Origin of the sequence: Tritonibacter scottomollicae, from assembly GCF_032924845.1 — a bacterium.
In the GTDB taxonomy this organism is placed as follows: Bacteria; Pseudomonadota; Alphaproteobacteria; order Rhodobacterales; family Rhodobacteraceae; genus Epibacterium; species Epibacterium scottomollicae.
On the sequence record NZ_CP136704.1, the window covers coordinates 2,687,133 to 2,711,895 of the forward strand.

Here is a 24,763-nt window from a genome sequence, read left to right on the forward strand (position 1 = left end):
CCAGATGACATTCCAGCAACCCGAGGTGGACACCTCGCCGCCGGTCTCTGACGAGATCCGCAAGACGACCTGCTACATGTGCGCCTGTCGCTGTGGCATCAATGTGCACATGAAGGCGGGCAAGGTCGCCTACATCGAGGGCAACCGCGACCATCCGGTCAACAAGGGCGTGCTCTGCGCCAAGGGCTCTGCCGGGATCATGCAGCACAACGCCCCCTCCCGTCTGCGCGCGCCCTTGAAACGTGTGGGCCCGCGCGGGTCCGGCGAATTCGAGGAAATCTCCTGGGACGAAGCACTCGACATCGCGCAGGGCTGGCTGGAGCCGTTGCGCAAGGATCACCCCGAAAAGCTGGCGTTCTTTACGGGGCGTGACCAATCGCAAAGCTTCACCAGCTTCTGGGCGCAGAACTTTGGCACCTGCAACTACGCGGCGCATGGCGGGTTCTGCTCCGTCAACATGGCCACGGCGGGCATCTACACCATGGGTGGTGCCTTCTGGGAGTTCGGCCAGCCCGACTGGGATCATACCAAACTGTTCCTGCTGTTTGGCGTTGCCGAGGATCACGACAGCAACCCGATCAAGATGGGCATCGGCAAGATCAAGGCACGCGGCGCACGGGTGATCGGCGTCAACCCGATCCGCACCGGCTATAACGCTGTGGCCGACGACTGGGTCGGCATCACCCCCGGCACTGATGGCCTTTTCATCCTGTCGCTGGTGCATGTGCTGATGAAGGCGGGAAAGATCGACCTTGACTACCTCAGCCGCTACACCAACGCGCCGGTGCTGGTAAACCAGGACAAGGACAGCGCCGACTACGGCCTGTTCCTGCGCGATGATCACGGCGCACCGCTGGTGATCAATCGTAAGACCGGCCAGCTGGCACCCTTCGACATGCATGGCGTGCGCCCCGACCTCAATGGCAGTTTCCAGATGGGCGATGTCACCCATGTCTCGGTCTTCCGGTTGATGGCGGAGCAATATCTGTCAGACGACTACGCCCCGGAGGCGGTGGCAGAGCGCTGCGGCATTCCTGCCCCGCGCATCCACGCCATCGCTGCCGAAATCGCCCGCGTCGCCTTTGACGAAGCGTTCGAGCTGGACCGTGAATGGACCGATTTCCGTGGCGAGACCCACAAGACCATGCGCGGCCGGCCCGTCTCCATGCATGCGATGCGCGGCGTCTCCGCTCATGCCAACGGCTTTCAGACCTGCCGGGCGCTGCATGTTCTGCAAATCCTGCTGGGCACGGTGGAGGTCCCCGGCGGCTTTCGTTTCAAACCGCCCTATCCCAAACCCGCCACCGCACATCCACCGCCCCACTGCCGCGTCACGCCGGGCAAACCGCTGGACGGCCCGCACTTGGGCTTCGTGCAGGGCCCGGAGCATCTGGCGCTGCTGAATGACGGCAGCCCCGCCCGCATCGACAAGGCGTTCACCTGGGAGAACCCGATGTCCAGCCACGGGCTGATGCATATGGTGATCTCCAACGCCCATGCAGGTGACCCCTACAAGATCGACACGCTGTTCCTTTACATGGCGAACATGGCATGGAACTCCTCGATGAACACCCAAGGTGTCATGGAGATGCTGACCGACACTGACGAAAACGGCGACTATGTCATCCCGCATCTCATCTACTCGGATGCCTATAGCTCAGAAATGGTCGCCTATGCCGATCTGATCCTGCCCGACACCACCTATCTGGAACGCCACGACTGCATCTCGCTCCTGGATCGCCCGATCTGCGAGGCGGACGGCGCGGCGGATGCGATCCGCTGGCCAGTGGTGGAGCCGGACCGCGACGTGCGTGGCTTTCAATCCGTGCTGGTGGACCTGGCCAACCGGATGAAGCTGCCCGGCTTCACCAATGAGGACGGCAGCGCAAAATATCACGACTACGCCGATTATATCGTCAACCACCAGCGCAAGCCCGGCATCGGCCCGCTTGCGGGCTTTCGCGGCGACGGCACCGAAACAGGACGCGGCGATCCCAACCCGGACCAGCTCGACCGCTATATCGAGAACGGCGGCTTCTTCCTCAAACACATCCCCGAAGAGGCCAGCTACTACAAACCCTGGAACATGGCCTATCAGGACTGGGCGGTGGAGCTCGGCCTGTTCGACGCGCCGCAACCCTATCTGTTCCAGCTATATGTGGAGCCGCTGCGCAAGTTCCAGCTGGCCGCCGAAGGCCACGGCGAGCGTCAGCCCCCCGACCACCTGCGCGCCCGCATCCAAAACACCATGACGCCGCTGCCAATCTGGTACGACACCGACCAACAAGGCAACGACGGCTTCACCGTCAACGCCCTCACCCAGCGCCCGATGGCGATGTATCATTCCTGGGGCAGCCAGAACGCCTGGCTCCGCCAGCTGCATGGCCACAACCCGCTCTATGTGCCCACCAAACTGATGCGGGACGCAGGGCTTGAAGACGGCGACTGGGCCCGCGTCACCTCTCCTCATGGCGAAATCACCGTGCCCGTGATGGAAATGGCAGCCCTCAATGAAAACTCAGTCTGGACCTGGAACGCCATCGGCAAACGCAAGGGCGCCTGGGCCCTCACCGAAGATGCCCCCGAGGCCACCAAGGGCTTCCTGATGAACCACCTGATCCACGAGCTGCTGCCGCCAAAGGGCGACGGGCTCAGATGGGCCAATTCCGATCCCGTTACCGGACAGGCCGCTTGGTTCGACCTCAAGGTCAAACTGGAAAAAGCCGCCCCGCCAAAGGACCTCACCCAAAGCCAGCCCGAGACCCCTCCCCAAGCCTCCCCGGTCGGCGCAGGCCCCGGCACCCTCACATGGAAGGTCGGCAAATGACCTCCAAACCCTTTCATCTTTTTGAAAATACCTCGGGGTCCGGGGCAGCGCCCCGGTCCTGCACCCACCTCACAGACGGAGGCCCGACCCGATGACCGACCTCCCCACCGAAACCACCCGCAAGATGGGTCTGGTGATCGATCTCGACACCTGCGTCGGCTGCCATGCCTGCGTGATCTCCTGCAAAGGCTGGAACACCGAAAACTACGGCGCGCCGCTCTCCGATCAGGACGCCTATGGCGCCGATCCCTCGGGTACCTTCCTCAACCGTGTGCATTCCTACGAGGTACAGCCAGAGGCCTGCGGCACAGACCCCGCCCCCGCCGCCCAGCTGATCCACTTCCCGAAATCCTGCCTGCACTGCGAAGATGCCCCCTGCGTCACCGTCTGCCCCACCGGCGCCAGCTACAAACGGGTGGAAGACGGCATCGTGCTGGTCAACGAGAGCGACTGCATCGGCTGTGGCCTCTGCGCCTGGTCCTGCCCCTACGGGGCGCGCGAACTCGATCTTGCCGCCGGGGTGATGAAGAAATGCACCCTCTGCGTGGATCGGATCTACAACGAAAACCTGCCCGAAGAGGACCGCGTGCCCGCCTGCGTGCGCACCTGCCCCGCCGGCGCGCGCCATTTCGGCGATCTCGGCGACCCGACGTCGGATGTCTCGCAACTGGTCGCGGAGCGCGGCGGCATGGACCTGATGCCCGAACAGGGCACCAAGCCGGTGAACAAATACCTGCCGCCCCGCCCCAAGGACACGCTCGCCGCGCAGGGCATGGAACAGGGCGCGGGCGACATCGACCTCCTCGCGCCCCTGCTGGCCCCCGTCACCGAAGAGGCGGGAGGCTTTCTCGGCTGGCTCGACCGCGCCTTGGACAAACTGCCCGGAGGACAGAACTGATGCACCCGGCCCCTTCCGTCATCGCCTTCACCACCCTCTCCGGGCTTGGCTTCGGCCTGTTGTTCTCCCTCGGCCTTGGCCTGCCTGCGGTCACCGGCTGGGTGGCCTTTGTATTCTACGCCATCGCCTATGCACTGGCAGTGGGCGGGCTCTTGGCCTCCACCTTGCACCTCGGACGTCCAGAACGGGCATGGAAAGCGTTTTCGCAATGGCGCAGCAGCTGGCTCTCGCGTGAGGGCTGCTGCGCGGTGGCGGCTCTGCTGACCATGGGCCTCTACGCTATTGGGGCGATCTTCCTCGAAACCCACTGGCCGCTCATCGGCGCGCTTGGCGCAGCGCTCAGCATCGCCACCGTCTTCACCACCTCGATGATCTACGCCCAGCTCAGGACCGTGCCGCGCTGGAACATGATCCCGCTGACCCCGGCGCTGTTCCTGACCCTGTCGCTTGCCGGGGGCGCCCTGCTGGCCGGGCAAGAGAGCAAGGCAACGGGGCTTTTGGTGCTCGCCGGGCTTACCCTGCTGGCCCATTGGCATCAGGGGGATCGCGCCTTTGACAGCTCCGGCACGACGATGGCCAGCGCCACCGGCCTCGGCACCGGTGGTCAGGTGCGCGCGCTTGAGCCGCCCCATACTGGCACCAATTACCTGCTGCGCGAATTTGTGCATCAGCTCGGCCGCAAGCATGCCACCCGGCTGCGGGTGATCGGCTTTGTGCTGGCGATCGTGCTGCCGCTCCTGTGCCTGGCGCTGCCGGTTGGTGGACTGGCGCTGAAACACGCCCTCGCGGGCCTTGCCGTGCTGTCCCATATCATCGGTGTCGCCTGCACGCGCTGGCTGTTCTTTGCCGAAGCCGAACATGTGGTCGGGCTTTATTACGGCAAACGCTGAAAAATCTCACCCCGCGTGTCACAGCGCGCGGGGCTGGCTCGTCCTGTTTGCGTCCCCTCTGACTGAGAAAGGAACAGGACCCATGACCCAACGTCTCGACCAGTTTGCCGCTGCCGGTGATCTCTTCAAACCGATGATGGAGCAGGAAGAGCTGCTGAAGGCCTCCGGCCTCGACATGACCATCATCGAACTGGTGAAGCTGCGTGCCAGCCAGATCAATGGCTGTGCCTTCTGCATCCACATGCACACCCATGACGCCCGCAAGATGGGCGAAAGCGAGGACCGCATGCATTTGCTGCCCGCCTGGCGCGAAAGCACTCTTTACTCAGCGCGCGAACAGGCCGCCCTTGCCTGGACCGAGGCGCTGACCCTGGTGGCGGAGACGGCCGCCCCCGATGAAGACTACGCGCTGGTGGAGGCGCAGTTCTCGCCACGAGAACAGGTGGCGCTGACGCTGCTGATCGGCGCGATCAACGCCTGGAACCGCATTGCCATCGGCTTTCGCACGCCGCATCCTGTGACCAAGGAGACCAACGCCGCGTGAGCCACAAGCCACAGGATATGGGAGCCGATGTGTTCCTGACCGCGCGGCCGCGTTTGTTCGCGGTCGCCTACCGCATGCTGGGCAGCGTTGCGGATGCAGAGGACGTGCTGCAGGAGGCCTTCCTGCGCTGGCAGTCCGCGCCGCAGGACGAGGTCCGCGATGCCACCGGCTATCTGGTGCGGGTGGTGACGCGGCTCTGTCTCGATCAGCTGAAATCGGCGCGGGTGAAGCGCGAGTCCTATACCGGCGCCTGGCTGCCGGAACCCTTGCTGACCGAGGATCCGACCGAGCGGCTGGACCATGATGTCTCGGTGGCGCTGCTGTTGGCGCTGGAGCGGCTGACCCCGCTGGAACGCGCCGCGTTTCTGCTGCATGACGTGTTTGGCAACAGCCACGACGAGGTGGCCGAGGCGCTTGATCGCAGCCCTGCCGCCTGTCGCCAGCTGGTGTCACGCGCGCGCCGCCACGTGCAGGCGGAGCGTCCCCGCACATCTGTCCCGCCCGAAGAGGGGCGCGCCCTGACCGAAGCCTTCTTTCGCGCTTCCAAGACCGGCGACATGGCGGCGCTGACGCAGCTCTTGGCGCAGGATGTGGAGCTGGTCAGCGATGGCGGCGGCAAGGTTCTGGCAACCCTGAACCCGATCTACGGGCGCGCCAAGGTCATGCGATTGGCCGAGGGGCTGGCGCGCAAGTCCGGCGCACATCTGCCGCCGCGCTGGCGGTTTGCCATGCTGAACGGGCTGCCTGCGATCCTCAGCCTGGAACCGGAAGGGCTGGTGCAGGCCACCGCGCTGGAAATCCGCGAGGGGCGGATCACGAAAGTCTATGTGATCCGCAACCCGGAGAAGACCCGACATCTGGCGGCGGCCCTGCAACTGCAGGGCTGAGGACAGCGCCCTCCCGGGGGAGGCTCAGGCGCTGTCCGGCCTGTCGACCAGATGGGAGATCTGCCAAAACGCAAACAGCCCCGGACGAACCGGGGCTGCTGGTATCAGACGACGAAAGAGAAGAGCTCAGAGCAGACCGGCATGCACCATGGCCGCGTCGATCTTCGCCTTGGTGCTGTCCTCAAGCCCGGTCAGCGGCGAGCGCACTTCCTCGGAGCACAGACCCAGCTTCGACATGCCGTATTTCGCACCCACCAGGCCCGGCTCGATAAAGATCGCCTCATGCAGAGGCATCAGGCGGTCCTGATACTCCAACGCGGTCTTGTAGTCGCCCGCCAGCGTCGCCGCCTGGAATTCGGCGCAGAGCTTTGGCGCCACGTTTGCGGTGACCGAGATACAGCCGACGCCACCATGGGCGTTGAAGCCCAGAGCGGTGGCATCCTCGCCGGACAGCTGGATGAAATCCGCACCACAAGAGGCCCGCTGCTGGCTGACGCGCTCCAGCTTGCCGGTGGCATCCTTGACACCGATGATGCGCGGCAGTTTTGCCAGCTCACCCATGGTGGCAGGGGTCATGTCCACCACCGAGCGCGGCGGGATGTTGTAGATGATGATCGGAATATCGGCGCAGTCATGCAGCGCGGTGAAATGCGCGATCATGCCACGTTGAGTCGGCCTGTTGTAATAGGGGGTCACGACCAATGCGCAGTCCGCACCAACTCGCTCGGCATACTCGACAAAACGAATCGCCTCGACGGTGTTGTTGGACCCGGCGCCGGCAATCACCGGCACGCGACCTGCGGCGGTTTCCACCACCACCTTGATCACCAGTTCATGCTCTTCATGGCTCAGGGTGGGGCTTTCGCCAGTGGTGCCGACGGGAATCAGCCCGGTCGAACCTTCGGCAATATGCCATTCCACCAAGTGTTTGAGCGTATCCAGATCCAACTCACCATTGCGAAACGGGGTGACGAGGGCTGGCATAGAGCCTGTGAACATGGGAACGCTCCAATTCGAGATTTTCTTGCGGGCAATTCCTTGCCCGGACGCACGTGCTGGCGGGAAATTGAGTTGCACCCGGGTCCACACGCACTATCGTCACAGGCTGTATCCCCGGAATGCTGGAAAATGCAAGAGATGACACGCAGACTTGCCTGCTCGTTGCTGATTTGTGCGACCCTTTTTGGTGCCCCTGCCCTGGCCCGCGGGCTGGAAACCGCGCTGCCGCTGATGCGCGACGGCCAGTGGCAGGAGGCGCTGATCGACGCTGGCGAGGAAGGCTCCATCCCGCACGACGTGATCCAATGGCACCATTTGCGGGCTGGCAAGGGATCGGCGCGCCAGGTGATGTCCTTTATTGAGCGCCGCGCCGACTGGCCTGGCATGGAATACCTGCGCCGCCAGAGCGAAGAGGCGATCGCCAAGGCCGGACAGGCCACCATTCTGGCGTTTTACGGCGAGGATGGCCAAGCCCAGACCCCCGAAGGCGCGCTGAGCCTCGGGGAAGCGCTCATTGCCTCTGGCCAGACCGAGGCCGGACAGGCCGAGTTGATCCGCGCCTGGCGCAGCATGGCCATGACGGACGAAACCCAGACCGACTTCCTCGCCCGTCACAAATCGCTCCTGGCCAAACATCATGAGGCCCGGCTGACCCGGCTGTTGTGGGACGGGCACAAGGTTTCTTCCCGCCGCATGCTGGATCTGGTCAGCGCAGGTGCCCGCAAGCTGGCCGAGGCGCGCATCGCGCTGCAGGATCAGGCCAATGGCGTCGATGCGGCGATTGCCGCGGTGCCCGACAGCCTGCAGGATGACTCTGGCCTCGCCTATGACCGCTTTGCCTGGCGTGATGCCAAGCGGCGGCAGGATGACGCCATCGCCATGATGCTGGAGCGCTCCACCTCGGCAGAGGCTCTGGGAGAGCCGTCCAAATGGCTGACCCGGCGCCGCGACTTTGCCCGTCAACTGATGCGCGACAATGACAACACCCGCGCCTACAAGCTGGCCGCCTATCATTTTGCCAGCCCCGAGGATGGCTATGGCTACGCCGACAATGAATGGATCGCGGGCTATGTGGCGCTGCGCAAACTCGATGACGCCGAACTGGCGGTCTATCACTTCACCCGCTTCCTTGCGGCAGTCGAAAGCCCGATCTCTGTGGGCCGCGCCGGTTACTGGCTGGGCCGCGCCTATGCGCAGATGGGCGAGATCGACAAGGCCCACGCGGCCTATCGACTGGGGGCGAAATTCCAGAGCTCCTACTATGGTTTATTGTCGGCACAGGCGCTGGGGCGCGGCTTTGACCCGCGTCTGACCACGCCGGACGCGCCCGATTGGAAGGGTGCGCCGTTCCTTACCTCCTCGGTCTACAAGGCGGGCATTGCATTGCTGGAGGCGGGCGACCTGTCGCTCGGTGAACGCTTCCTGACCCATCTTGTTGAAACCCTACCGCCGGATGAAGCGCTGCAACTGGGGCAGATGGCGGTGGATCGTGAGCAGCCACATCTGGCAGTGATGATCTCCAAACGTGCGGCCCAAGATGGGCTGGAACTGGCGGGCGCCTACTACCCGCTGCACCCGGTCACCCAGATGAGTCTTCCGATGGCGTCCGAGATGGTATTGGCAATCGCCCGGCGGGAAAGCGAGTTCGACCCGGTGGTCATCAGTCATGTGGGCGCGCGCGGATTGATGCAGGTGATGCCCGCCACCGCCGAGCTGGTGGCCCGCGAGCTGGACATCATCGACGATCACAAAACCGCACGGTTGACCGAGGACTGGCAATACAATGCCACGCTCGGTGCCGCCTATCTGGCGCGACTGGCGGGCGACTTCGACGGCAATGTGGTGCTGATGGCCGCAGGCTATAACGCCGGGCCTCACCGTCCGACCGCCTGGATGGAGCGCTACGGCGACCCGCGCAGCGCGGAGGTCGATGTGATCGACTGGATCGAGCACATCCCCTTCAACGAGACCCGCAACTACGTGATGCGGGTCACCGAGAGCCTGCCGGTCTACCGCGCCCGACTGGGGCAGACACCCCTGCCGGTGCCGTTTACGCGCGAGCTAGCGGGCCGAACGCTTCAGGTTTTCGCGCCAAAAAGTGAATAGACCCGCCGCCACCACCAGCCCGGCGCCGATCACCACATTGGTGCGCATGTCCTCGCCAAATACCGTGAGCCCGATCATCGCGGCCCAGGGCAACTGCATGTAGGCAAAGGGCTGCACGGCGCTGGCCTCGGCCATCTCGTAGCATTTGATCAGCAGCCAATGCCCCAGGGCGCCGGTCACGCAGAGGGTGGCCATCCAGCCCCAGTCCGGCGCGGTCATCGGCTCCCACCACCACAGGCCCAGGGGCGTGATGAACAGCATGCCGTAGACGCCGGTGTAAAAGAAACTTGTGGCGGTGGTGTCGCGCCGCGCCACGTAACGCGTCAGCAGTCCGTAAAGCGCGAACATCAACGCCGCCAGCAGCGGGATCAGGGCCGCCACCTGGAACACGCCCGATCCCGGCTGCAGGATGATCAGCACCCCGAGAAAGCCCACCCCGATTGCCGCCCAGCGTCGCCAGCCCACCTGCTCGCCCAGAATAGGTCCGGAAAGCGCCGCGATCAGCAGCGGGTAGCAGACAAAGACCGCGTGGCTTTCAACCAGTCCCAGCACGGTGAAGGCCAGCACCATGACGCAGATTTCCGCCACCAGCACAAAGGCGCGGAAGATCTGCACCCCCTTCTGGCTGGTCTGCGCGGCGGCCCGGAGGCTGCCGGTCTGCTTCAGCGCCAGCGCGATAACAAAGGCAGCGAAGAACCAATAGCGAATGGTGATCACCATGAAGACGTTGTATTCGCTCGCCAGATGGCGCGAGACCCCGTCCTGCAGGGCAAAGACGATGGTGGCCCCGATCATCAACAGAATGCCCAGTTTGGTGTCGTTCTTGGCCATGACCTGATCCATGGTTCAGCCTTTCAATTCGCGCGTCAAAATTGCCTGCGTCATATGTCGTTTGCGTCCAAATCCCGGTGTGCGCGTCACGGTGAAACCTGCTTCTTCCAGCCCGCGACGGACAAATCCAGCCGCGGTATAGGTCGCCGCTGTGCCGCCGGGACGGGTGTGATCCGCCACCGCCTGCATCAGGTCTTCCTGCCACAGCTCCGGGTTTTTGGCGGGTGAGAATCCGTCCAGAAACCAGGCGTCCGCCTGCCCTGTCCACTCTGGCAGCGACAGGCGTGCGTCGCCGATGACAACCTCCAGCTGCAGGTTGCCAAGATCACAACGCCCGCCGCCGCGCCACTGCGCCAGAAACCGCTCCGCCCATGGCGTGATGGCCGGAAAGGCCTCCAGCGCGCGGGCCATGTCGGCAGGCACCATCGGAAAGGCCTCGAAACTGGTGAACCGCAGCGGCGAGGTCTGCCCGCTCTCCTCCCAGGCGCGCCAGGCCGCCAGCATGTTGAGCCCGGTGCCAAAGCCCAGTTCGGCAATGTGAAACCCGGGAGCGAACCGCGCCGGCAGATCATTGCCCGCAAGGAACACATGCTCGGTCTCCAGCAGGCCGTTGTGCAATGAAAAATAAGGGTCATCAAACTGGTCGGAGACGGGCAGATCCCCCTCACGCCAGCTCAGCCGTGCCTGCTGGTCTGCCATCGCGATTTCCTTTAGGTGGAGCGTGGTACGAGGGCGAACCTGACGAAAGGTCACAGAAATGGCAACTGCTGATATCACGGTCGATGTTACGGTGCGCGGAGCCGGGATCTTTGGCCTGTCGATCGCCTGGATCTGCCACCGGCGCGGCGCAAGGGTGCAGGTGATCGACCCCGCCGGACCGGGCGCGGGGTCCAGCGGTGGTGTCGTCGGTGCCCTCGCCCCGCATGTGCCGGAAAACTGGAACCCGAAAAAGGCGTTCCAGCTTGAAAGCCTGCTGATGGCCGAGGCCTTCTGGCAGGATGTCGAGGCGACGGGCGGCGTGTCGGCAGGCTATGGCCGCCTGGGCCGCCTGCAACCGATCGCCGATGCGCGCACGTTGGAGCTGGCCGAGGCACGGTGCCAGACTGCGGCGGAGCTGTGGCAGGGCAAGGCGACCTGGCAGGTCCGACCAGCCTCGGACTTCGGCGACTGGTGCCCGCCCAGCGCCACGGGTCAGGTGATCCACGACACGCTCTCGGCCCGCATGCACCCCCGCCGCGCCTGCGCCGCGCTGGTGGCCGCGCTGCGTGCCGGTGGCGTTGAGGTCAGCGGCGATGGCCGGGAGGCGGGGCTTGTGCTGCATGCCACCGGCTATCAGGGGCTGTTGGAGCTGAACGCACTATCACCGCGCACTGTGGGGGGCGGCGTCAAGGGGCAGGCCGCGCTCCTGGCCCATGATGCCGGCGCGGTGCCGCAGCTCTACGCGGACGGGTTGCACATCATTCCGCATGCGGATGGCACGCTGGCCATCGGTTCCACCAGCGAGCGGGAGTTTGGCCGCCCCGATGAGACCGACAGCCAGCTCGACGACGTGATCGCCCGAGCGGTCGCCGCGATGCCGCAGCTAGCGGGTGTGGGTGTGCTAGACCGCTGGGCCGGGGTGCGGCCCCGCGCCCGCTCCCGCGCGCCGATGTTGGGCGCCTACCCCGGGCGCGCCGGGCATTTCATTGCCAATGGTGGTTTCAAGATCGGCTTCGGCATGGCGCCGAAGATCGCCGAGGTGATGGCCGATCTGCTGCTGGAGGGGCACGACGCCATCCCGGAAGGGTTTCGGGTCACGGACAACCTCTGACCTGTCACACCGCCGCGCCGCCTTCGCCAGAGGGGTTGCGCTGCGCTTCGCGCATCGCGGTGGAGCGGGGGCCGCGCCCTGCGGGCGCGGCCCCCGCTCGGCCCAACGCTTTGTGGGGTCCCGCCAGGGGCACCGTCAAAGGGGCGGGAGCCCCTCCCGCGCTGTTTCCAACCCTATCGGGCAGTGGTGGCTGCCGCGCGGAGCTGCGTCATCAGCTCGGTCAGCGTCTTGGTGTAGATCTCGCTGGTCAGTCGCCCGGCGTCATCGAACTCCTTGCTCGACCCGGCCAAATGCACCTCGGGCCCCGGCAGAACCTGTGGGCGGAACGGCACGAGAAAGCTGCGCAGGATCATCTGCGACCGCTCGCCACCGGCGCGCCCCGCCGCCGCTGACATCACCGCCACCGGCTTGTCCTGCCAAGGGGTGCCCTCGGTGCGGCTGACCCAATCAAACGCGTTCTTCAACACGCCGGAGGGCCCCTTGTTGTATTCCGGGGTGGAGATCACCACCGCATCCGCCCGCGCGATCTGATCCGCCAGCATCTGCACCTCCGCCGGGATGCCAGATGCGGCCTCCACATCACCGTCATAGAGCGGCAGGTTCAGATCGCCCTCGACCACCTCGGCGGGACCGAACAGTCGCGCGGCCTCGCGGGCCAGCTTGCGATTGGTCGCCTCCTTGCGCAGAGAGCCGGACAGAATAAGCAATACGGGGTCGGCCATGGTCGTTCTCCTGTAGTATGTGCTGTGTCACAAACAAAGCTAGGGTGCGCCAGCGTGCAAACCAACACCTGTCACCGCAGACGCCCTGTGCGTTGCTTCACAGGGCACGGATCTTAAGGCGCCAAAAGAAAAGAGGCCGCGCACAAAGCGCAGCCTCTTTCCCGTGTCTGAATGGATGGCGTCAGGTTGCCTGCGGAATAATCACGATTTCCACGCGGCGGTTGCGGGCCTTGCCCTCGCCAGTCAGGTTGCTCGCCACCGGCTGCTCCTCACCGCGACCGATGATGCGCATACGACTATAGGACACGCCGCCAGCAGCCATCTCGTCCGCCACCGCATTGGCGCGGCGCTCGGACAGGGAATAGTTGTAGGAAGCCGCGCCGTCGCTGTCGGTGTGACCGATCACCTGCACCACGCTGCCAGGATAACGCTGCAAGCTGCCCGCCACCTTGCGCAGATCGCTGCGTACAAGGGAAGAGATCGCCGAGCTGTCGGTGGCAAAGGTCAGATCATTGGGCAGCGACACGATCAGACGGTCGCCAGTATTCACGATGGAAATCGAGTCATTGTCGAGATTTTGGCGCAGTTCCGCTTCCTGCTTGTCCAGTTGGCGTCCGATCAGACCACCTGCCAGCGCCCCCACCGCAGCCGTACCGATGATGGTTTCTGCCTTGTCGTCATCCGACGTCGCTGCACCGAGGCCCGCGCCGATCAAACCACCAATGATGGCCCCGTTCTGAGAGCGGTTCGTTCCGCCGGGAGCGCCATAGGAGGCGGGATCGTCACAGGCGCTCAGCGCCACGGCAGCGGCCAGAACGCCAAGGGCGGGGAGTTTTGCAAAAGACATTACAGTCTACCTTTTCTTCCTCAAACCTGTCTCGCAACGTATCTGGGGTCAGCCCCAGAGTGAGACGTTACGTGTAGATATTGTATGCATCGACCGGCACAGCAAGCGGTCCCCCCGCGCGTTCGGCGGATTGCCGCGCACCTCTCGCCCCGCTCGGCCAAGCCACATTACAGGTTATAAACAAACGTATCGCGTTCTTGTTCCTGCCAGAGTTTTCTCAAGAGCGGCGCTTCTTCGACAAAATGGTCATCCTGCAGATCCGCAGCCAGCATACGATCCGTGCGGAAATGGCGAAATCCATGGCGCAATTCGCACCACGCGGCCAGCAGCGTGCAGTCCACGTGATAGATCAGTGCCAGCGGTCGCAGGATCCGTTCGCTCTGTTCCTCGGCTTCATTGACATAGACCAGACGCAACTTCTGTGCGCTGCGGACCGCCTGTCGCAGGATCGCCTTGGACACGCAGCCATTGTCGGGATCATCCAGCGGCGCGCCATAGGGGGCGACCTGCAGCCATTCAGCGCTGGCATGTACGTCGCAGATCTTGCGCCCGACCCGCGCGGCGGCCTGCTGCAGCGCACCGTCGCCGGTGCGCATCAGCATCGCCAATCCCACATGCAGCGCCTCGATCTCTTCCTCGTCAAAGTTCAGCGGCGGCAGATCATAGCCCTTGCGCAGCATATACCCGATGCCCGCCTCGCCCTCGACCGGCGTGCGCATCGCCTGCAGCGCGGCAATATCGCGATAGATCGTGCGCTTGGAGACTTCGAGCTGCGCCGCCAGATCTTCGGCCCGCATCGGTGTCGCGGCGGCGCGCAGGATCTGGATCAATTCGAACAGCCGGTTGCTGCGGGTCATGGGAACCTCCGGTGGCAGGGCGGGTGGCATGTCGAGTGACATCCTGCTGCCACTCTAGCACGCACCACTGACAACAGGGTGTCAGCAGTACTCTGCTTTTGATGGGGCATCACACAGCCCGCAGAGGAGATTTCCCATGCTGTCCTACGACTGGATCGTCCTTGTCACCCTCGGCCTCGACCGCTGGGACACGCCACGCCGCCCGCGCACCACTTATGAGATCGAACGAGAGGAGGCCTGGCAGGCCACCGCCGAGCATCAGACCGCGCTGCGACAGGCCCGCCGCAAGGCGCTGCTGTTGCCACTGCGGACCCTGATCGCGCGGATGTTCACGCGGCGCTCTCATGTGCGGCATCTGCGCGCGCGGCCTCGAACGCCAGCATCGCGCGTTTGACTGGCAGCCCCCAGTGGTAGCCCCCCATCGCACCGCCCTTGCGCAACACACGGTGGCAGGGGATGAGCCAGCTCAGCGGGTTCTTCCCCACCGCGGTGCCCACGGCGCGCACCGCGCGGGGGCTGTCGATCACCTCGGCAATCTCGCCATAGGTGGTGGCGCTGCCCTCGGGGATGGTCAGCAGTGCTTCCCAAACCTTGATCTGCAGCGGCGCGCCGATCAGATGCAGCCGCGCCTCTCCCTTGCGGGCAAAGGCCGCTTCCACCGGCGCGCGCAAGGCGCCCCCATCCTCGACAAAAGCCGCGTTGGGCCAGCGCGCCCGCATGTCCGCCAACGCCTGATCCGCGCCCACTTCGGCGGCAAAGGCCAGACCGCAAAGCCCCTTTTCGGTGCCCATCGCCAGCGCCGCACCAAAGGGGCTGTCGAACCAGCCCCAACGCACCGTCAGCCCCTCGCCCCGACGGGCATATTCACCCGGGCTCATCGCCTCCCAGCGCAGGAACAGATCGTGCAGCCGCCCGGAGCCGGACAGGCCCACCGCATGCGCGGTCTCCAGCAGGGGCAGTTCCTCGCGCAGCAGGGATTTGGCGTGGCCAAGCCGCAGATACTGCTGGTAGCGCTTGGGCGAGACCCCGGCCCAGGCGGAAAAAACACGCTGGAAATGGGCCGGGCTCATGCCCATCTGGGCCGACAGCTCCTCCAGCGACAGGTTTGCGCCACCGGCATCGATCAACTCGATGGCGCGGCGGATCACCCCGTAGTGATAGGCCTGTTCATCCCGTTGCATGGTTGCTGTCCCCGATCATCCGTCATCATGTTTCCTCCACCGTAGCGAGCCCCCCGCCTCGGCGCGACCCGGAACCTGCGATTTCAGGGGATCACGGGCATGACCGGGCTGGCTCCGACATGATCGGACAAGACACTTGCCAAGATTTTCAAGGCCTCCTATTCTGGGGGCAAAGGTCACATGCAACAATGGGAGGGCATCAGCTGAACATGCGTATCATCCGCCGACTTCAGCATGGTCCCCGTTTCGCCCTGTAAATCCGTTTGCAGGGCTGACCTCGAGAACACTCTCATCACAGGTCTGCTCATAGCCGCGCTGCGGCCATACCCTTTTGATCCGAGTTTCAGATGTCCCTTCTCAATACAAACGCTTTGGGCGTGACCCTTGGTGAGCCGCTGTTTGCCGACCTCACCCTGACTATTTCCAAATCCGACCGCATCGGTCTGGTGGCTGCCAACGGGCGCGGCAAATCCACTCTGCTGGCCTGCCTGTCCGGCGAACGGGAGCAGACCAGCGGCGAGATCACCCGCGCCCGTGGCCTGCGGGTCGGCCATGTCAAACAGGATGTCCCGCCCGAGGCCCTGTCGCACAGTTTATATGACTGGGTTCTGGCCGCGCTTCCGGCCGAGCAGGCCGAATACGAAGGCTGGCGCGTGGATGTCGTGCTGGACACGCTGCAAATCCCTTACGCGCATTTTCACACCCCGCTGGCAGATCTCAGCGGTGGCTGGCAGCGCAGCGCGATGCTGGCGGCGACTTGGGTTTGTGAGCCGGATCTGCTGCTGCTGGACGAGCCCACCAACCACCTGGACCTCCACCGCATTTCCCTTCTCGAGGCCTGGCTGGCAACGCTGCCCCGCGACGTGCCGGTGGTGATCACCTCGCATGATCGCGCGTTTCTGGATGCCACGACCAACCGCACCCTGTTCCTGCGCGCGGAGGCCTCCCGCGTGTTCCAACTGCCTTTTTCAGCCGCTCGCGCGGCTTTGGACGAGGCGGATGCGGCAGATGCCCGACGTCTGACCAATGATCTGAACAAGGCCAAACAATTGCGCCGTCAGGCGTCCAAGTTGAAGAACGTCGGCCTCAACTCCGGCTCCGACCTGTTGCTGACCAAGACCCGCCAGTTGAGCGACCGCGCCGACAGGCTGGAGGAGGCGGCAAAACCGGCGCACAGGGAGCGATCGGCGGGCGATATCAAACTGGCGAACAGCGGCACCCACGCGCGGGCCCTGATCACATTGGACGACATCGCGGTGGAAACACCGGACGGACGACTGTTGTACAAGACCGGGCAGAAATGGCTGTGTCGGGGCGACCGGGTTGTTCTGCTGGGTCAGAACGGGGCTGGCAAGACGCAGCTGATCCGGATGATCGCAGACGCTCTGAGCGGCGTGGATGACCGGGTGAAATGTGCCGCCTCGCTGGTTCCGGCATATTCGGATCAGCAGCTGAGCCAACTGCCCGGCCCCGACACGCCGCTTGCCATGGTGACGGCACAAAGCGCCATTGGCGACCAGCGCGCCCGTGGAGTCCTGGCCGGGGCCGGCATCGACATCCAGATGCAGGAACGGCGCATCGACAGCCTGTCGGGCGGCCAGAAAGCCCGGCTGGCCATGCTGCTGCTGCGACTGAGGGAGCCCAATTTCTATCTGCTGGACGAGCCGACCAACCATCTGGACATCGAGGGACAGGAGGCGCTGGAAGCCGAGTTGGTCGCACATGACGCCTCCTGCCTGCTGGTGAGCCATGACCGGCAGTTCCTGCGCAACGTCGGCAATCGCTTCTGGTGGATCAAGGGCCGCAAGCTGCAGGAGGTAGACGATCCCGAAGCCTTCCTGAGCGACCACAGCGCGGGCTTGGGGACACCGTAGCCTCCTGCGGTGGCCGCTGTTGCGTCGCAGCCAGATTTATGCGGTCGGTGCACCGGCAACGCCCATAAAAAGTGGTGCCTGTCCTGACCCATTGTTTCGCGCGCGAAACATTAGGGCAGCTGTGCTGTCCTAATGTCTTGCCACACGACCGTAGCCCTCCCGCCCCTTTGACCTGTGGCAAAGCCACCGTCCAAAGCGTTGGGCCGGGCGGGGGCCGCGCCTGCAAGGCGCGGCCCCCGCCCCCCGCGATGCGCAAGGCGCAGCGCAACCCCTCCGGCGTTCCCCTCAGCGGCACGTGAAACCGCGACTTTTGCACCGCACCCGCAAAGGCCGGACAAATGCCCGGTGTTTTTGATTTGCGCCCCCGCGCCCCAGCAGGCACAACAGCGCCCGATGGCCAAGCAACTCGATTATCATACCCTCCGCGAGATCTTCACGCGGTTTCAGGATGCCGATGCAGCCCCCGTGGGCGAGCTGGATCACGTCAATGTCTACACGCTTGTCGTGGCCGTGGCGCTGTCGGCGCAGGCCACCGATGCCGGTGTGAACCGCGCCACCAAGGAGCTGTTCAGGATCGCCGACACGCCGCAAAAGATGCTGGATCTGGGCGAAGAGGGCGTGATCGCGCATATCAAGACCATCGGCCTCTACCGCAACAAGGCCAAGAACGTCATCAAGCTTTCGCGCATTCTGGTCGAGCAATACGGCGGCGAGGTGCCCTGTTCCCGCGCCGCGCTCGAAAGCCTGCCCGGCGTCGGCCGCAAGACCGCGAATGTGGTTTTGAACATGTGGTGGCGCCATCCGGCGCAGGCTGTGGACACCCATATCTTTCGCGTCGGCAATCGCTCCGGCATCGCGCCGGGCAAGACCGTGGACGCGGTGGAGCGTGCCATCGAGGACAACATCCCCGTCGATTTCCAGCTCCACGCCCATCACTGGCTGATCCTGCACGGCCGCTATCACTGCAAGGCGCGCAAACCCATGTGCCCCACCTGCATCATCCGAGACCTCTGTCAGTACGAGGACAAAACTTTATGACCAAGACCTATCAACTCGTGGGCATCGGCAACGCCGTTGTCGATGTGATCTCGCAATGCGATGACAGCTTTCTCGACCATATGGGGATCGAAAAGGGCATCATGCAGCTCATCGAGCGGGATCGCAGCGAAGTGCTGTTTGCCGCGATGAAGGACCGGGTGCAAACGCCCGGCGGCTCGGTCGCCAATACCATCGCCGGGGCCGGGGCGCTTGGCCTCACCTCCGCCTTCATCGGCCGGGTGCATGACGACGCCATCGGCCGGTTCTACGCCAGCGCGATGCAGGACGAGGGTGTCGATTTCGTCAATGCCCCCGTCGCAGGCGGCGAGCTGCCGACCTCGCGCACGATGATCTTCGTCTCGCCCGACGGCGAACGCTCCATGAATACCTACCTCGGGATTTCCTCGGAAGTCAGCTCCGACGACGTGCCCAATGAGGTGGCCGGACAGGCGCAGATCATGTTCCTCGAGGGCTATCTCTTCGACAAGGACAAGGGCAAAACAGCCTTCATGGAGGCCGCGCGGGACTGCAAGGCCGGCGGCGGCAAGCCCGGCATCGCGATCTCCGATCCCTTCTGCGTCGAACGTCACCGCGCGGATTTCCTGAAGCTGATCGAAAGCGAACTGGACTTCGTGATCGGCAATGAGGCTGAGATCAAATCCCTGTTCGAGACCGATGACCTCGAAGAGGCGCTGCAAAAGACCTCGGCCATCTGCCCCTTGGTGGTCTGCACCCGCTCTGGCGACGGGGTGACAGTGGTCAGCGAGGAAGGCCGCATCGACATCCCCGTGACCAAGGTCGTGCCTGTGGACGCCACCGGCGCAGGGGATCAATTTGCAGCCGGGTTCTTGTTCGGTCTTGCCTCGGGCCGTGACCTTGCGACCTGCGCACGCATCGGCAACACCTGCGCCGCAGAGGTCATCAGTCATATCGGGCCGCGTCCCAAGACTGATATGCGTAGCCTGCTGCAAGCCCAAGGCCTGATCAACGCCTGATCCGTTTTTGGCTATTTCAAATGGCGGGGCGGGCTTTGCTCGCCCCCGCCCCTCCCGCTTCGATCCGCTACACCCTCGCTTGTATTCAAAAAATCAATTCAACCCCCAGCAATGTGATTTCGAGAACCTGAGGAGGGACGGGATCTCACCCACCGAAACGAATCACCTATCCCATTGAAAAACAATAAATTGCGAGAACCGGCCACCACTGGCGGGAAAGACGCACAAAAAACTGCCGCAAAAGCCAGGTTGTGCCCAAAAGACATGCAGCCTCCCACATATTTGCGAAATCTTAAATGGTGCCAGCGCCTTCTATCCTGCAGGTTACGCCACTCCGACAGGATCGCACCATGTTTCGCACCAACACCATAAAGATTTCTCGCAAGCTGCCCCTCTTCTTCGCAGGCTTTTGTGCTGTTACCGGCGCTCTACTGATCGCTGCTTCGCTCTTGGCATTCAGGGGGTTTGCCAAAGACACCACAGAGCGCCAAATGGCGTCCTTGCTGGCGGACAGAAGTGCATCAATCCGTCGAATGATGAACGGGATAGAGGCGGACCTAGTGTCGCTGGCGCGCTCTCCTGCCACAACCTCAGCCCTGGCTGCCTTTGAAGAGAGCTGGGCCGCGTTGGGATCTGACGCGGACACCACGCTGCAACGCGCTTACATCGCGGACAACAGCCACCCGTCCGGCGAGAAGCATAAATTACTGCGAGCGGACGGGGACGCGACCTATCATGATGCCCATGAAACCTTTCATACCGGGCTTCGCACGCTGATCGAGACCAAGGGCTACTATGATGCTTTCCTGATCAGCCCAGCGGGCGACATTGTCTACTCCGTTTTCAAAGAAATGGACTACGCCACAAATCTGATCGATGGCAGCTATGCGAATTCCAACTTGGCAGAGGCGTTCCGTTCGGCGAATGCAGCAGAGGTCGGCGAGGTGATCTTTGCCGATATGCAACCCTATGCCCCCAGCAACGGAGCGGCGGCCGCCTTCCTGGCCACCCCGGTTTCGGCCCAGGATGGCACGCCACTTGGTGTGGTTGCATTGCAGGTGCCGGTTGATCTTTTGGGTCTGATCACCAACAACGCCGACGGCCTTGGCGAAACCGCGCAGGTCTACCTTCTGGGCGCAGACCGGAAAACGCGGACCACGTCCCGGTTTGAAGACGGTTTCCAAGTTCTCGAGGCGCTGCCGGACAATGAACAGGTGGCGCTGGCGCTCGATGGCGAGCGCCACTTTCTGGATGCTGCAACCGGGATCTCGGGTCATCCGGTTTATGCCTATTCGCAGCCTCTTGGTCTGGACGTCGCCAACTGGGCCTTGGTTGTGGAACAAGACGTCACTGACATCATGGCGCCATTGCGCCAGCAAGCCTGGATGCTGGCTCTGATCGGGCTGGCAATATGTGGGGTCATGTCCGTTTTCGGCTGGCGTATCGCGCGCTCGATCACCCGACCGCTACATCATATTTCCAAGGGTATGAACACGGTGGCTGCTGGCGATCTCTCAACCGAAGTTGCCGAGGCGCAGCGCGGCGACGAGATTGGCGACATCGGCAAGGCGCTGCTGTCGCTGCAGGATGACTTGCGCGTGGCGCGCACCGCCGAAGAGGGCCGCGCCGAACAGCAGCGCGAGCAGGAGGTCGTCGTGGAAAATCTCAGCACAGGTCTTCTGCGCCTGTCGCAGGGGGATTTCTCGGCCACGATAGATACGCCCTTCTCCGGCGAGCACGAGAAACTGCGTACCGATTTCAACACGACCGTGACCAAGCTCAACGATACACTTGGTCAGGTGGTGACCGCGATCGAGCGCATTCGCAACGGCGCCGCGGAGATCAATCAGTCATCGGATGATCTGTCGCATCGCACCGAAAGTCAGGCTGCAACACTGGAAGAAACAGCCGCTGCGCTGGAAGAGATCACCGCCAGCGTCAAATCGGCAGCAGACGGCGCGCGCAGCGTCGAACAGATCACAGGAGAGGCCAAGCAAGAGGCCGAAGTGAGCGGTCAGGTGGTGCAGAATGCGGTCACCGCCATGACCGAGATCGAGCAGTCCTCCAAAAAGATCGAACAGATCATTTCTGTGATCGACGACATCGCCTTTCAGACCAACCTGCTGGCGCTCAACGCTGGGGTCGAGGCAGCCCGGGCGGGCGAGGCCGGGCGTGGCTTTGCCGTGGTCGCGAGCGAAGTGCGCGGTCTAGCACAGCGGTCTTCCGACGCCGCGATGGAGATCAAGGCGCTGATCGGTGAAAGCTCCAAGCAGGTCGATCAAGGCGTCGATCTGGTCGGTAAGGCCGGCGAGGCGCTGGAGACGATCACAAAGCGGGTGAACCATATCTCGCAGCTGATTTCTGGCATTGCCGAGGGCGCGGCGGAACAGTCAAACGGCATCGAAGAGATCAACACAGGCATGGTGCAGCTGGATCAGGTGACGCAGCAGAATGCCGCCATGGTCGAAGAAGCCTCCGCTGCCTGCCAGATGCTGGACAGCGATGCATCCGAACTGGGCGGCGTGGTGGCGAACTTCCGGCTTGCGGGCAAACCAGCGGCCCCCACTGCGCGGACGTCCCCCCCGGCCCCAACCGCCCATGCCGACGACAGCTGGGACGTTGACGAGGGCTGGGACACCTCGGACAACAGCAGTGATGCAACGCCCAGTAAACCGACGGCCCACGGCAGCGAGGGCAGCGCGGCGCTCAATTACTACGAAGACTTCTAGCGCTCCGGGCTGGGCCAGCCCCTCCCCTCAAGATGTCAGGAGAGCAGCTGCCCCTCAGTTGCTCTCCAATGCGTTCAGGGCCTTGGCCAACAGCGCGCTGAGTTGCGCGACGTCCTCCGCCGAAAGCCCCTCGATCAGGTCGGCCTGGGTGGCCACATGTGCCTCCACCACCTGATCGATCAGCGCGCGCCCTTCGGGCGTCAAGGCGATCAGAAAGCTACGGCTGTCTTCGGGGTTGGTGGTGCGACTGACCAACCCGTCCACCTCAAGGCGGTCAATCCGGTTGGTCATGGTACCAGAGGCCACCATCGTCGCCTTCATCAATGCGCCAGCAGACAAGCAATGCGGCGCCCCGGCCCGCCGCAGAGTGGCAAGCACGTCGAACTTGGCCGCGTTGAGGCCAAAGCGGGCGAAGGTCTTCTCCATCGGTTTCAGATAGGCGAGGCTCAATCTGCCCACCCGACCGACCACTCCCATCGCCGTCACATCGAGGTCCGGGCGTTCGCGGCGCCACTGATCCAATATAAATTCCACATGATCCATGCCGCAGTAATGTGACGTGGTGGGGCAGAGGTCAATCTACGAGGTTATCTTGACGTCGAAGCATTATCGCATTACCTCGACGTCAAGATATATAGGAGCCCACCATGATTCCCTCGAAAGACTTGGCCCTGGCGGCGCTTGCGCCCGCGATATGGGGCAGCAGCTATATCGTGACCACCACCTTCCTGCCCGGCGAGTCCCCTTATCTGGTGGCGCTGCTGCGCGCCCTGCCAGCGGGCCTTTTACTCTTGCTGTTCGTTCGGCAATTGCCGCCTCTGGCCTTGCTGCCAAAGATCTTCGTGCTGGGCGCGCTCAATTTCTCGGTATTCTGGGCGCTGCTGTTTCTCTCGGCCTATCGCCTGCCCGGCGGGGTGGCGGCGACGCTTGGCGCGGTGCAGCCGCTGTTTGTGCTCGGCTTGTCCGGAGCACTGCTGGGCACCCGGATCCATGGCAAGGGAGTGGCAGCGGCGCTCTTCGGCATTGTCGGCGTCGGGCTGCTGGTACTGGGGCCGGAAGCAACGCTCGATCCGCTTGGCGTGGTGGCGGGTCTGGGCGGCGCATTGTCGATGGCCACCGGCGTGGTGCTGACCCGCAAATGGCAGCCCGGTGTGCCGGCGCTGACCTTTACCGCCTGGCAACTGACCGCCGGGGGGCTGCTGCTGATTCCGGTGGCAATCATCGCCCTGCCAGCCTGGCCGACCCTGACCGCGGGCAACCTGCTCGGGCTGGCCTACATGAGCCTGATCGGCGGCGCCCTGACCTATATCCTGTGGTTCCGCGGCATTGGGCGCATCGCCCCGGCGCAGATCTCGCTCCTTGGGGTGTTCAGCCCGCTGACGGCTGTAACCCTTGGGGCGTTATTTGCAGGAGAGAGCTTCACCGCGCTGCAAGCCGCCGGGGCGCTGGTTGCGCTGTTCAGTGTCTGGCTGGGGCAACAGAAATCCCCGCACCCTGCGCAAGCGTCCGCCGCGCACACTGCGGCCCCTGCGCCGAATATCGCGGCCCGCTAGACTCTAATCGAGGGCGGGCACCTGCTGCGCGCCCTCCAGGGTATCAGGCAGTTTCGACGGACAGGCCCGGCCCCGATGGCATTGCAGCACGGTATCGCCAGCGCTGCCATCTTCCGCATCAAAGAAGAACCCGCCGCAGGGTTCGACCACCGCCACCACCCGGCCCTCCTGCTGGCGGGCAAAGAACAGGTAGCGCGCGTCTGAGACCAACGCGCCACACCAGGGGCCCAGGCAATGCGCCTCCAGGGTGATTTCGCCCTCAACCGGCTGATCAAACATGCGATCCCCTAGCATCAGCCCGGAAACCTGCGCCGGAATTTCGACCGGCTCTTTGGTCGCCTGCGGGGCAGCCTCGGAATATGTCGGCAAAAGCGCCTCGTCGAAGGTTACACGACCCTCGATGATCACGAAGGGGTCCTCGCTCTTGGAGACGATCCGGTAGACGTCCCCGGGCCCCATCGGCAGACAACTGAGCGCCTGTGCCTGCGTGGCACAGAACAGGGCCAGCGCACCCGACAGCAGCGCCTTAGAGATGCGCTTTGAATTCCTCGACCACACGGGCATAGACCTCTCGCTTGAAGGGGACGACCTTTTCCACCAGCTCGGCGACCGGCTGCCAGCACCAAGCGGAGAATTCGGGATCGTCGGTTTGAATGTTGATCTGCGCGTCCTGCCCGACAAAGCGCATCAGGTACCATTTCTGTTCCTGACCACGGTATTTGCCGCCCCAGAAATGCGGCACCACCTCTTGCGGCAGATCATAGGGCAACCAGCCGTCGCTTTCGGCGATGATCTCCACCAGCTCGGGCGTGACGCCGGTTTCTTCTTCCAGCTCGCGCAGGGCGGCGGCGCGGGCATCTTCGCCCTTGTCGATGCCCCCCTGAGGCATTTGCCAGGCCTCCTTGTGCCGGTCCATGCGTTGCCCGACCCAAACATCGCCCGCGCCGTTGATCAGCATCACGCCGACATTGGGGCGATAGGGCAGCGCGGCAATTTGCGCGGCGCTGAAGGCTTTAGGGGGCGTCTTGCTCATCAGATGCGGGCTCCGCGTTGATCCAGGTGTCGCCACCTTAGACCGTGTGCCGCCGGGGCACGCAAGGGGGTGACGCCGCGTTGACGGGTGACAATCCGCTGCAGCCGCGCGATCTTGTCGCCCAAAGGGGCCGCCGTGCGGT

At 63.8% G+C, this 24,763-nt stretch carries 23 protein-coding genes; 13 read left to right on the top strand and 10 right to left on the bottom strand.

Annotated features, from left to right (window positions below):
• The first annotated feature begins 4 nt into the window (after window positions 1-4).
• The 5 genes from R1T40_RS13405 to R1T40_RS13425 all read left to right on the top strand — a co-directional run bounded on the left by R1T40_RS13405 (window position 5) and on the right by R1T40_RS13425 (window position 6,046).
• Window positions 5-2,827: a molybdopterin oxidoreductase family protein gene (locus R1T40_RS13405; protein ID WP_317384474.1), complete on the top strand. Its 2,823-nt coding sequence runs from the start codon at window positions 5-7 to the stop codon at window positions 2,825-2,827.
• Window positions 2,828-2,918: 91 nt separating this feature from the next.
• Window positions 2,919-3,725, top strand: coding sequence for a 4Fe-4S dicluster domain-containing protein (locus R1T40_RS13410; RefSeq protein WP_317384475.1), 807 nt, complete (start codon window positions 2,919-2,921; stop codon window positions 3,723-3,725).
• Window positions 3,725-4,615 (top strand): dimethyl sulfoxide reductase anchor subunit family protein, encoded by an 891-nt coding sequence (locus tag R1T40_RS13415; protein WP_317384476.1) that lies wholly within the window; start codon window positions 3,725-3,727, stop codon window positions 4,613-4,615. Before R1T40_RS13410 ends, R1T40_RS13415 begins: the two co-directional genes overlap by 1 nt.
• 82 nt (window positions 4,616-4,697) lie before the next feature.
• Window positions 4,698-5,159: a carboxymuconolactone decarboxylase family protein gene (locus R1T40_RS13420; protein ID WP_317384477.1), complete on the top strand. Its 462-nt coding sequence runs from the start codon at window positions 4,698-4,700 to the stop codon at window positions 5,157-5,159.
• Window positions 5,156-6,046, top strand: coding sequence for a sigma-70 family RNA polymerase sigma factor (locus tag R1T40_RS13425; RefSeq protein ID WP_317384478.1), 891 nt, complete (start codon window positions 5,156-5,158; stop codon window positions 6,044-6,046). Before R1T40_RS13420 ends, R1T40_RS13425 begins: the two co-directional genes overlap by 4 nt.
• A gap of 126 nt (window positions 6,047-6,172) precedes the next feature.
• Here the strand turns inward: R1T40_RS13425 and dapA are convergent, their stop codons facing one another.
• Window positions 6,173-7,045 carry a 4-hydroxy-tetrahydrodipicolinate synthase gene (gene dapA / locus R1T40_RS13430; RefSeq protein WP_106161458.1) on the bottom strand — a complete coding sequence of 291 codons (873 nt, stop codon included), beginning with the start codon at window positions 7,043-7,045 and terminating at the stop codon, window positions 6,173-6,175.
• Window positions 7,046-7,183: 138 nt separating this feature from the next.
• On the opposite strand from dapA, the gene R1T40_RS13435 reads away from it, so the two are divergent.
• Window positions 7,184-9,151 (top strand): lytic transglycosylase domain-containing protein, encoded by a 1,968-nt coding sequence (locus tag R1T40_RS13435; protein ID WP_317384479.1) that lies wholly within the window; start codon window positions 7,184-7,186, stop codon window positions 9,149-9,151.
• Here the strand turns inward: R1T40_RS13435 and R1T40_RS13440 are convergent.
• Together R1T40_RS13440 and mnmD are read right to left on the bottom strand one after the other, a co-directional pair.
• Window positions 9,107-9,982 carry a DMT family transporter gene (locus tag R1T40_RS13440; protein WP_243394898.1) on the bottom strand — a complete coding sequence of 292 codons (876 nt, stop codon included), beginning with the start codon at window positions 9,980-9,982 and terminating at the stop codon, window positions 9,107-9,109. The two genes, R1T40_RS13435 and R1T40_RS13440, sit on opposite strands and share 45 nt — an antisense overlap.
• Window positions 9,983-9,997: 15 nt before the next feature.
• On the bottom strand, window positions 9,998-10,681 hold the full coding sequence (gene mnmD, locus R1T40_RS13445) for a tRNA (5-methylaminomethyl-2-thiouridine)(34)-methyltransferase MnmD (RefSeq protein WP_317384480.1): 684 nt from the start codon (window positions 10,679-10,681) through the stop codon (window positions 9,998-10,000).
• A gap of 58 nt (window positions 10,682-10,739) precedes the next feature.
• Between mnmD and R1T40_RS13450 the strand changes: the two genes are divergently transcribed.
• A complete protein-coding gene (locus R1T40_RS13450) occupies window positions 10,740-11,792 on the top strand; it encodes an NAD(P)/FAD-dependent oxidoreductase (RefSeq protein WP_317384481.1) in 1,053 nt (350 codons plus the stop codon).
• Window positions 11,793-11,965: 173 nt separating this feature from the next.
• Here R1T40_RS13450 and R1T40_RS13455 read toward each other — a convergent pair whose 3' ends face one another.
• The 3 genes from R1T40_RS13455 to R1T40_RS13465 form a co-directional block, all read right to left on the bottom strand.
• Window positions 11,966-12,514, bottom strand: coding sequence for an NADPH-dependent FMN reductase (locus R1T40_RS13455; protein ID WP_317384482.1), 549 nt, complete (start codon window positions 12,512-12,514; stop codon window positions 11,966-11,968).
• A 181-nt stretch (window positions 12,515-12,695) separates the two neighbouring features.
• Window positions 12,696-13,361, bottom strand: coding sequence for an OmpA family protein (locus tag R1T40_RS13460; protein ID WP_106161448.1), 666 nt, complete (start codon window positions 13,359-13,361; stop codon window positions 12,696-12,698).
• A gap of 167 nt (window positions 13,362-13,528) precedes the next feature.
• Complete coding sequence (locus tag R1T40_RS13465; protein WP_317384483.1) at window positions 13,529-14,218, bottom strand: helix-turn-helix transcriptional regulator; 690 nt, start codon at window positions 14,216-14,218, stop codon at window positions 13,529-13,531.
• A gap of 136 nt (window positions 14,219-14,354) precedes the next feature.
• On the opposite strand from R1T40_RS13465, the gene R1T40_RS13470 reads away from it, so the two are divergent.
• Entirely contained in the window at window positions 14,355-14,612 is a 258-nt protein-coding gene (locus R1T40_RS13470; protein ID WP_106161444.1) for a hypothetical protein, read from the top strand.
• Here the strand turns inward: R1T40_RS13470 and R1T40_RS13475 are convergent.
• The gene (locus R1T40_RS13475) at window positions 14,548-15,399 is read right to left on the bottom strand and encodes a bifunctional helix-turn-helix domain-containing protein/methylated-DNA--[protein]-cysteine S-methyltransferase (RefSeq protein ID WP_317384484.1); all 852 of its coding nucleotides are present in this window, start codon (window positions 15,397-15,399) and stop codon (window positions 14,548-14,550) included. The two genes, R1T40_RS13470 and R1T40_RS13475, sit on opposite strands and share 65 nt — an antisense overlap.
• Before the next feature lie 347 nt (window positions 15,400-15,746).
• Between R1T40_RS13475 and R1T40_RS13480 the strand changes: the two genes are divergently transcribed.
• The 4 genes from R1T40_RS13480 to R1T40_RS13495 all read left to right on the top strand — a co-directional run bounded on the left by R1T40_RS13480 (window position 15,747) and on the right by R1T40_RS13495 (window position 22,035).
• Window positions 15,747-17,273: an ABC-F family ATP-binding cassette domain-containing protein gene (locus R1T40_RS13480; RefSeq protein WP_317384485.1), complete on the top strand. Its 1,527-nt coding sequence runs from the start codon at window positions 15,747-15,749 to the stop codon at window positions 17,271-17,273.
• A gap of 393 nt (window positions 17,274-17,666) precedes the next feature.
• Window positions 17,667-18,311: an endonuclease III gene (nth, locus tag R1T40_RS13485; protein WP_317384486.1), complete on the top strand. Its 645-nt coding sequence runs from the start codon at window positions 17,667-17,669 to the stop codon at window positions 18,309-18,311.
• Window positions 18,308-19,306 carry an adenosine kinase gene (locus tag R1T40_RS13490; protein WP_317384487.1) on the top strand — a complete coding sequence of 333 codons (999 nt, stop codon included), beginning with the start codon at window positions 18,308-18,310 and terminating at the stop codon, window positions 19,304-19,306. The genes nth and R1T40_RS13490 overlap by 4 nt, the downstream gene beginning before the upstream one ends.
• Before the next feature lie 350 nt (window positions 19,307-19,656).
• The gene (locus tag R1T40_RS13495) at window positions 19,657-22,035 is read left to right on the top strand and encodes a methyl-accepting chemotaxis protein (protein ID WP_317384488.1); all 2,379 of its coding nucleotides are present in this window, start codon (window positions 19,657-19,659) and stop codon (window positions 22,033-22,035) included.
• A 54-nt stretch (window positions 22,036-22,089) separates the two neighbouring features.
• Here the strand turns inward: R1T40_RS13495 and R1T40_RS13500 are convergent, their stop codons facing one another.
• Window positions 22,090-22,578 (bottom strand): MarR family winged helix-turn-helix transcriptional regulator, encoded by a 489-nt coding sequence (locus R1T40_RS13500; protein WP_317384489.1) that lies wholly within the window; start codon window positions 22,576-22,578, stop codon window positions 22,090-22,092.
• Window positions 22,579-22,682: 104 nt separating this feature from the next.
• Between R1T40_RS13500 and R1T40_RS13505 the strand changes: the two genes are divergently transcribed.
• Complete coding sequence (locus tag R1T40_RS13505; protein WP_317384490.1) at window positions 22,683-23,588, top strand: DMT family transporter; 906 nt, start codon at window positions 22,683-22,685, stop codon at window positions 23,586-23,588.
• A gap of 3 nt (window positions 23,589-23,591) precedes the next feature.
• Here the strand turns inward: R1T40_RS13505 and R1T40_RS13510 are convergent, their stop codons facing one another.
• Both R1T40_RS13510 and R1T40_RS13515 read right to left on the bottom strand, forming a co-directional pair.
• Window positions 23,592-24,152: a hypothetical protein gene (locus R1T40_RS13510; protein WP_317384491.1), complete on the bottom strand. Its 561-nt coding sequence runs from the start codon at window positions 24,150-24,152 to the stop codon at window positions 23,592-23,594.
• Window positions 24,115-24,621, bottom strand: a complete 507-nt coding sequence (locus tag R1T40_RS13515) for an RNA pyrophosphohydrolase (protein ID WP_317384492.1) — start codon at window positions 24,619-24,621, stop codon at window positions 24,115-24,117. Before R1T40_RS13515 ends, R1T40_RS13510 begins: the two co-directional genes overlap by 38 nt.
• Window positions 24,622-24,763 lie beyond the last annotated feature (142 nt).